Origin of the sequence: Kitasatospora sp. NPDC127067, assembly GCF_042724755.1 — a bacterium.
Lineage (GTDB): Bacteria > Actinomycetota > Actinomycetes > Streptomycetales > Streptomycetaceae > Kitasatospora > Kitasatospora lactacystinica.
The window spans coordinates 1-8,122 of sequence record NZ_JBHXEM010000072.1 but is presented as its reverse complement, the minus strand read 5'-3'; the positions used below and the strand labels follow the sequence as shown (position 1 = coordinate 8,122).

The following is an 8,122-nucleotide window of genomic DNA, read 5'->3' as shown; positions in this document are numbered from 1 at the left end:
CCCGGCGACTGGCCCGGGGGGGGGCCCCCCCCCCCCCCCCCCCCCCCCCGCCCCCCCCCCCCCCGGCCCGGACAAACCCCGACCCCCCCCGCGCCGCCCCCCCCCCCGCGACGGGAGCCGAGTTCCTCAGCAGGGCTTGCGCCAGGCGTCCAGTTCGAGCTTCTTGCGCATCGAGCTGAATCCCAGCGACTTGGCCTTGCCGCAGAACCGGTCCGTGTCGAGCTTGTACTCGACGTGGAAGACCGCCTTGCCCGCCTTCACGAAGGGGGCGACACGGTCGCACTCGTCGAACTGCGAGCACTCCTCGTTGACCGCGAAGTCGAAGTCCGCGAGCAGCGCCGGGATCTGGTCCAGGTCGTTCTTCAGGCCGATCGCCAGGCCGCGTTCGTGGGCGAGCTGCGCCAGCATCCGGTTGTACTTGAGCTGGTCGTCGGCGGTCAGCGGGAAGCCGCTGTTCTGGTTGTAGGCCTCGATGGTGTCCGGCTCGATGGCGTCGAAGCCCTTGCTCCGGCACATGTCGAAGCGGGCGGCCATCAGCGGCCTCAGCTGGTCGAGCTTGCGGATGTCGAACCACTTCTCGCCCTTCCAGCCGGTGTCCGAGCCCTGGAGGGACTTGGCGAAGGCGGCGGAGTCGGGGCGGAAGTTCTCCCAGGAGCCGGCGTTGATGTAGCAGATCACCTTGCGGCCCTTGGCGTGCAGCGCGGCCACCACCGAGGCGTCGTTCTCGAAGCCGTCGATGTCGTAGACCGGGACGTCCACCGACTGGTCGACGGCGCCGCCGAGTTGCCACTGCCAGGCCAGGCCGGGGGTGGGCTGCCAGCGGGCGCCGGCCGGCGGCGGTGCCGGGTTGCCCGGCGGGGTGCCGGTGCCCGGAGGGGTACCGGGCGGCGGGCTGCCGGCGGGCGTTCCCGGGGCCGGCGCGCCGGCACTCGGGGTGGTGGGCCCGGGGGTCGGGGTGTCCGGGGCGGTGGTGGCCGCGTCGGGGGTGCCGGGGGTGCCGGGGGTGCTCGGCGCGGTGGCCGCGGGGGAGTTGCTCGGGGTGCCGTCGGCCGAGTCCTGGTCGTCCTCCGATCCCGAGCTGCTGCACGAGCTGACCAGCAGGGCGGTGGCGGTGGCGAGGGCCAGGGTGGCCGGAAGCAGCCGGTTGCGACGGTTCACGGTAGTCGAACTCCGGATCGGGTCAGGTCAGTTCAGCGGCGTTCAGGCCGTACGGCAGGGTGCGCCAGGGGTTCTCCCCGGCTCCCGGTACGGCGCAGCCGACGCCGGCTCGCCGGGCGGCGATCAGGGCGGCGGCGTCCTGGGCGTTCTCGGTGGGGACGTCGTAGACCAGGTGGCAGAAGCGGGAGGCCGCGTGCCGGCCGGTCCACAGCGGCAGCGTCATGTCGCGGTAGGCGTCCCAGTCGCCCTCGAAGGTCACCAGCAGGTCGGCCAGGCCGACCTCGGCGTAGCCCGGGTCCGGGTGCTCGCCGTGGCCGAACACCACGGTGCCGCAGCCGGCCGCGCGGGCGGCCGTGGCCAGCCGCCGGTAGTGCGCGAGCGCGCCCGGGTGGGTGGTGACCTGGTCGAAGTAGACGCCGGTGATGCCGTGGCGCTGACGGTACGTCAGGATGTCGGCCACCACGGCCGCGTGCGGGCGGCGGCCGTAGTCGGTGTCGGTGTAGCCGACCAGCGGCAGGCCGGCGGCGCGCAGTCGGTCGGCCGCCTCGGCGAAGACGTGGTCCGGGACCTCGCCCGGACCGTCGGCGAGGTTGAGCACGACGGCGGCGATCCGGGCGGGGTCGGCGGCGGCGACCGCCTGCCAGGCCGCCGGGTCCACCGCGGGGTGGACGTACAGCGGCACCAGCAGGCGGCCGTCGGGGGTCTGCCCGGTGGTCATGCGACCACCGGGTCGGGCGTGGGCCCGGCGGTGCCGAGCCACAGGTCGCGCAGGGTGTCGGCGAGGTCCGTCTCCGGCCGCCAGCCGAGTTCCCGGGCGGCGGCCGACACGTCGGCCTGCTGCCAGGAGACCGCGGCCGAGCGTTCGGAGCCCGCCCCGCTCTCGTCGATCCGGCCGGTGAAGCCGGCCGCGGCGATCAGCCCGTCGGCGATCGCCCGGACCTGCCGGGCCCGGCCGGAGGCCAGGTTGAGCACCCGGGGCAGCGGCCGTTCGGCGGTGACGGCCAGGCCGACCGCCCCGGCCACGTCCCGGGCGTCGACGAAGTCGCGGTAGGCGGAGAGGTCGCCGACCGTGATCACGCCGTCGGCGCCCTCGGGCGCCACCCGGCGCAGCTCGGCGGCCAGCCGGCCGGGCAGCGAGCCCGCCGGGGCGCCGGGGCCGACCGGGTTGAACACCCGCAGCACCACGGTGTCCAGCGGCGAGCCGGCCACCGCGAGGGAGCCGGCCAGTTTGGTTGCGCCGTACACGCCGACCGGGCGCGCGTCGGCGTCCTCGGTCAGGGACTCGCCCTGCCCGCAGACGCCGTACTCGCCGGCCGAACCGATGTGCACCAGGCGGGCCTTCGGGGCGCCGAGGGAGAGCGCCTCGCAGAGCACCGCCGGGCCGCGGGCGTTCACCTCGGCGAGCTTGACCGCGCTGCCGGCCACCGCGCCGGCGAAGTTGACCACCGCGTCGGGGGCCAGCGCGGACAGTTCCTCGCCGAGCGGGCCGGCCTGGGCGGTGGCCAGGTCCAGCCGGAGATCGTGGGCGGGCCGCCGCCCCGCGGTCAGCACGGTGGCACCGGGCAGTGACCGCAGGACGGCGGTGGCGTGACGGCCGAGGAAGCCGTCGCCGCCGAGGAGCAGAATTCTCACGCGGCCCGTCCGTCGCTCTCGGCGCCCGCGGTGGCGGGCTCGGTGTGCTCGTCGTCCGGGGCGGTGCGGGCGGCCGGGATCGGCAGTTCCGCGACGCTCGGCGTGGTGGCGGTCGACTCGAAGGGCATCAGGACCGGGCGGATGGTCGAGAACTCGGCGTTGGCCCGGTCGTAGTCGTCGGGCCGGCCGATGTCCAGCCAGTAGCCGCCGAACTCGTACGCGGACGGCGGGGTCCCGGCGGCCAGCAGGTCCAGCACCAGCTCGTCGAAGCCCAGCGGCAGGCCGGGGGTGTACTTGGCGAGCGCCGAGCGGGAGACGCCGTACACGCCCATCGAGACGCGGTAGTCGATGCTGGGCTTCTCCTGGAAGCCGGTGATGGTGCCCTCGGCGGCGGTCAGCACGCCGAAGTCGATCTTGACCTGACGGGCATAGGTGGCAATGGTCAGCGGGGCGCCGGACGCCTCGTGGTGCTTGAGCACCCCGGCGAAGTCCAGGTCGGTCAGGATGTCGCCGTTCATCACCAGGAAGTGCTCGGGCAGGCGGTCCTGCATGGTGAGCAGCGGGCCCATGGTGCCGAGCGGGCTGTCCTCGACGGCGTAGCCGACCCGCAGGCCCCACTGGGAGCCGTTGCCGACGTAGGCGCGGATGATGTGGCCGAGGTGGCCGATGGCCAGGGTGACGCTCTGGAAGCCCGCGGCGGCGAGCTGGCGCATCACGATCTCCAGGATCGCGTGCTGGTCGCCGATCGGAACGAGCGGCTTGGGAAGCGCGGTGGTGTACGGGCGGAGACGGACGCCCTTACCGCCGGCCAGGATCACTGCGTGCATGGTGTTTCCCCCACGGAAAGGATGTGCAGGACACGAACCTTGGTTACCAGGACGAGCAAGATCGGTTACGGCGGGTCAGACGTTGTAGATGTCGGTCTTGTAGCGGGCCAGGTTGGCCGGGTCGCGGAAGAACTCGATGGTCTGCTCCAGGCCCTGCTCCAGGCTGAAGCCGGGGGCCCAGCCGGTGGCCCGGCGCAGCCGGGTCGCGTCCGCGACCAGACGCATGACCTCGGAGTTGGTCGGACGGATGCGCTGCTCGTCCTCCTTCACCACCAGGTCCACGCCCATCAGCTTGCCGACCAGGGTGACCAGGTCGCCGACCGAGATCTCGCCGCCGGTGCCGGCGTTGAAGGTCCGGCCGACCACCGACTCGGCGGGCGCGGTGCCCACCGTGCGGAAGGCGTTGGCGGTGTCCTTGACGAACGTGAAGTCGCGGGTCGGGCGCAGGTCGCCGAGGGTGATCTCGGTCTGGCCGGCCGCGACCTGGGCGATCACGGTCGGGATGACGGCGCGCATCGACTGGCGCGGGCCGAAGGTGTTGAACGGGCGCAGGGTGACGACCGGGGTCTCGAAGCTGGCGTGGTAGCTGTCGGCCAGCCGGTCCCCGCCGGCCTTGGAGGCGGCGTACGGGGACTGGGTGTTGATCGGGTGGTCCTCGGTGATCGGCACGGTCTGCGCGGTGCCGTAGGTCTCGCTGGTGGAGGTGTGCACCAGGCGGGGGATCTCCAGGTGGCGCACCGCCTCCAGCACGTTCAGGGTGCCGGTGACGTTGGTGTCGACGTACGAGTGGGGGGCGCGGTAGGAGTACGGGATCGCGATCAGGGCGGCCAGGTGGTAGACCGCCTCGGTGCCCTTGACCAGGCCGTTGACCGAGCCCGGGTCCCGGACGTCGCCGAGGACGATCTCGACCGAGTCCAGCACCTCCTCGGACAGGGTCTCCAGCCAGCCGAAGGACGAGAAGGAGTTGTACTGGACCATCGCGCGGACGTGGTGCCCGTCGGCGACCAGGGTCTCGACGAGGTGGGAGCCGATGAAGCCCTCGGCTCCGGTAACCGCGACGCTGCTCATGCGGATTTCGCTTTCTCGATCTGCCGGGGCGGCCGGACGCCCTGCGGTGGCCGGCCGCCGTAGGCCCGGTGGGTGTCTCAGGTGAAACGGGTACGGCGGTGCACGCGAATGGAGGCGTGCGGGATATTCGATGTGTTCAGCGGTGCTGGGTGGTGCGGCCGAGCGCGGGCCCGGCGAGTGCGGTGAGGACGGTGGCGGCCGCCCCGCAGCCGATCAGCTGCAGGACGATCGGGTCCGCACCTGTCAGCAGCCCGGCGCTCTCGGCGACCGCGGCGGCCAGACAGACGAGGGCGGTGCTCCAGCTGAACCCGAAGGCGTTCAGCAGCAGCGCCAGCCAGAGCGAGCCGCCGAGGAGCAGCATCGCGCCGAGCTGCGGCACGCCGAGCGCGGGGGCGCCGGGCCACAGCACGGTCGCGGCGGCGTCCAGCGCGGCCACGGTGGTGAGGTAGATGAACAGGCAGCCGAGCAGGATCGCGCCGGTGCGGCGGGAGAACTGGCCGCTGGTGTGGCTGGTGCGCAGTGCGGCGACCGCCAGTGCCCGGTAGCGGAAGAGCAGCCACTCGGCGAGGCCCAGGCTGAGCGTCAGCGCGATCATGGCCGGTCCGGTCGGGGTGGTCGAGGTCTCCTGCGCGGGGTGGCCGCCGGACTGCACGGCCTGGTGGATGGTCCCGCCGAGGCCGGCGATCAGCGTGAGCGCGCCGCAGGCCAGGCCGAACAGCAGGTGCGGGACCTCCTGGCGGACCGGCAGCCTCAGCTCCACGGACTCGCGCTCGCCGCCGCGGATGCAGACCAGCAGCTCCCGGGCGGCCAGTCCGACCGCCAGTACCACCGAGGCGAGCAGCACGACCGTGCGGACCAGCTGCGGAACGTCCACCGCCAGCACCACGCCCGCGCCGACCGAGGCCGGGGCCAGCGCCAGCAGCAGGAACTTCTCCCGCCCGAGCACCAGCAGCACGGTGGCCGCGCCCAGGTAGCAGGACTGTCCGGCGGCGAAGGACAGCGCGCCGAGCGGCCCGCCGACCACGTACGCGGCGGCGGACGCGACCAGCGCGCCGACCGGGGCGCCGACGGCCAGGCAGACCGCGGCCTCGCGGCGGCGCATCCGGCCCAGCCAGCGGTAGGAGCGGTGCGCCAGCGCCTGGTTGAAGCCCCAGCTGACCAGCGTGGCGACGGACAGCGCGAGCATGCCCGAGGGCAGGCCGAAGCGCATCCGGGTGGTCGCGAACAGGCTGGCGCCGAGCAGGTAGCCGAGCCCTGGCAGGGCGAACACCAGGCCGCGCACCACGCAGCGCCAGGGATCGGCCCGCCAGGGGTTGGCGAACTCGGAGCTCGGGCCGGGGTAGCGGCGCTGGACCTTCTCGAACAGCTCCTCGGCGACGGTGAACGCGTCGGGGCGGCCGTACAGCAGGGCGGCCTGCTCGTCCGAGAGGCCGTCGGACTCCAGGAAGGCCGCGATCTCGTACGGGTGGACGGCGTCGGCGCAGACGTCGCGCAGGCGCTCGGCGAGTTCGTCCAGCGGGTCCGCGGAGAGGTAGAGCGACTCCTCGGGCTCCGGCTCCTGCTCCGGCTGGGCGGGGCGGCGGCGCTTGATCGGCAGGGTGCGCAGCTGCATGGTGTGCTCGGGTCCGGCTTCGTCCGGAACCAGTCGCAATGGACCGCTCATGCTCCGACCTCGTTGTGCTCGGCGGCCGCTTCGCGGGACACGCGCTTCTCGACGGTTCTCTCTCCCCCGGCCGCCGGCCGGGGGTGCTCCGGGCGCCGGTTCACGCTCCGACCTCGCTCGGCTCGGGGCGGGCGGCGGAGGCCAGCTGCTGGTCCCAGTCGGGGCTGGGGACCTGGTCGGTGACGGCGACCATGCCGCCGGGCATCCAGCGGGCGGTGCCCAGGAGTTCGGTGTAGATCCCGCGGAAGCCGTCGATGTTCTGGCGGAGGGTGAACTGCTCGATCACCCGCAGCCGGGCGCCCTCGCCGAGCCGGGCGCGCCGTTCGGCGTCGCGCAGCAGCTCGATCGCGGCGGCCGCCATCGGCTCGGGCTCGCGCGGCGGGACGACCAGTCCGGTGTCGCCGACGGCCTCGCGCACGCCGCCGACGTCGGTGGAGACGGTCGCGCGGCCGCAGGACATCGCTTCGATCAGGGTGAACGGGAAGCCCTCGCTGATGCTGGAGAGCATGACCACGTTGCCCGCCGCGTACGCGTCGGTGATGTCGGCGACGCGGCCCTCGAAGGCCACCGACTCGGCTATGCCGAGCTCGGCGGCCAGGGCTATGCAGCGGTCCCGGTACGCCTCGCCGCCCTTGGGAGTGCCGCCGAAGAGCCGCAGCCGCGCCTCGGGGATCTCGCGCTGCACGATGGCGAAGGCCTGGATCAGCGTCTCCAGGTCCTTGATCGGGTCGACCCGGCCGGCCCAGCTGAGGGTCGGCGTCTCGGGCTCGGGACCGGCCGGCGGGAAGGCGGCCGGGTCCACCCCGTTGTAGACGGTGCGGATGTGCGAGGACGGCGTGCCGCCGCGCTCCTCCCAGCGCCGGTTGTACCGGTTGCCGGGGGTGACCAGCGCGGCCTGCCGGTAGCTCTCCTCGGCGAGCATCCGGTAGAAGCCGAGCAGCAGCGCCTTGACCGGCCAGCGGTACGGGCCGGTGCGGTAGCCGAGGTAGCGCTCGCGCAGGTAGATGCCGTGCTCGGTGAGCAGAAACGGTACGCCGTACTGCTGGGCGGCGATCAGCCCGGGCAGGGTGGCGAGCCCGCCACTGGCCGCGTGCGCGACGCCGTCCTTCGGCGGCTCGACCGAGAGCGGCCGCAGGGCGTGCTCCAGCAGGTCGGTGGCGTTCAGGGCGTCGTGCAGGGTGGGCCGGGAGACGGCGGTCGGCAGGTAGTCGCGGGTCCAGACGTGCTGGAGGGTGCGCAGCGCGCGCTCGCTGCGCAGCGCCGGGCTGAGCAGCCCGTGCCGGGCGAGGTCGGCGAAGTTGTACAGCTCGGTGCCGAAGTGGGTGGTGTAGACCGGGTCGAGGATGGAGTGCAGGAAGCGCTCGTACGCGTTGAGGAAGCGCCGCATCTCCTTGCCGCGGGGCGGTCGGCCTTCCGAGGCCGGCCCCCACAGCGGTGCGGTGGTGACCGACCGCACGTTGGCGGGCAGCTCCCAGGCCAGTGGTTCGTGCCCGGTTCCGGTGACGGCGATGACGTCGAACTCGACGTCCGGCATGCCTTGAACGAGCTGGTCGCACCAGACGCTCACGCCGCCGTGCTGGTGCGGATACGTCCCCTCGGTGAGCAGGGTGACGCGCATTCCTGTCCCCCCTCCTGTTCTTGCGTCGGTTCCGGCCTGGATGGCCGGAACGGGAGCCGTGGCGGGGGGGGGGCAGGGGGAGAGCCCCCACCCCACCGCCGCGCGGGCGTACCCGTTGACGTGTTGGCGGGCGTCGGGGGGGGTGGTGCTGCGGGG

At 73.6% G+C, this 8,122-nt stretch carries 6 protein-coding genes and 1 pseudogene; all 7 read right to left on the bottom strand.

Annotated features, from left to right (window positions below; translation table 11 throughout):
* Positions 1–126: 126 nt before the first annotated feature.
* The 7 genes and pseudogenes from ACFWJ4_RS25930 to pelF all read right to left on the bottom strand — a co-directional run bounded on the left by ACFWJ4_RS25930 (position 127) and on the right by pelF (position 7,966).
* A complete protein-coding gene (locus ACFWJ4_RS25930) occupies positions 127–1,158 on the bottom strand; it encodes an endo alpha-1,4 polygalactosaminidase (protein ID WP_380547484.1) in 1,032 nt (343 codons plus the stop codon).
* A gap of 22 nt (positions 1,159–1,180) precedes the next feature.
* Positions 1,181–1,876 (bottom strand): spherulation-specific family 4 protein, encoded by a 696-nt coding sequence (locus tag ACFWJ4_RS25925; protein WP_359913931.1) that lies wholly within the window; start codon positions 1,874–1,876, stop codon positions 1,181–1,183.
* Positions 1,873–2,790: an NAD-dependent epimerase/dehydratase family protein gene (locus ACFWJ4_RS25920; RefSeq protein WP_380547481.1), complete on the bottom strand. Its 918-nt coding sequence runs from the start codon at positions 2,788–2,790 to the stop codon at positions 1,873–1,875. The genes ACFWJ4_RS25925 and ACFWJ4_RS25920 overlap by 4 nt, the downstream gene beginning before the upstream one ends.
* Positions 2,791–2,915: 125 nt before the next feature.
* A pseudogene (locus tag ACFWJ4_RS25915) lies at positions 2,916–3,617 on the bottom strand (NDP-sugar synthase); the annotation flags it as partial.
* A gap of 75 nt (positions 3,618–3,692) precedes the next feature.
* Positions 3,693–4,685 (bottom strand): SDR family NAD(P)-dependent oxidoreductase, encoded by a 993-nt coding sequence (locus ACFWJ4_RS25910; protein ID WP_380547479.1) that lies wholly within the window; start codon positions 4,683–4,685, stop codon positions 3,693–3,695.
* Between the two features lie 136 nt (positions 4,686–4,821).
* Positions 4,822–6,348: a hypothetical protein gene (locus tag ACFWJ4_RS25905; RefSeq protein ID WP_380547477.1), complete on the bottom strand. Its 1,527-nt coding sequence runs from the start codon at positions 6,346–6,348 to the stop codon at positions 4,822–4,824.
* A gap of 100 nt (positions 6,349–6,448) precedes the next feature.
* Positions 6,449–7,966 carry a GT4 family glycosyltransferase PelF gene (pelF, locus tag ACFWJ4_RS25900; RefSeq protein WP_380547474.1) on the bottom strand — a complete coding sequence of 506 codons (1,518 nt, stop codon included), beginning with the start codon at positions 7,964–7,966 and terminating at the stop codon, positions 6,449–6,451.
* Positions 7,967–8,122 lie beyond the last annotated feature (156 nt).

What these genes read in the sequence shown, in the direction of transcription:
- pelF (WP_380547474.1), bottom strand. Translation starts at nt 7,966, where the DNA reads ATGCGCGTCACCCTGCTCACCGAGGGGACGTATCCGCACCAGCACGGC.
- ACFWJ4_RS25910 (WP_380547479.1), bottom strand. Translation starts at nt 4,685, where the DNA reads ATGAGCAGCGTCGCGGTTACCGGAGCCGAGGGCTTCATCGGCTCCCAC.
- ACFWJ4_RS25925 (WP_359913931.1), bottom strand. Translation starts at nt 1,876, where the DNA reads ATGACCACCGGGCAGACCCCCGACGGCCGCCTGCTGGTGCCGCTGTAC.
- ACFWJ4_RS25905 (WP_380547477.1), bottom strand. Translation starts at nt 6,348, where the DNA reads ATGAGCGGTCCATTGCGACTGGTTCCGGACGAAGCCGGACCCGAGCAC.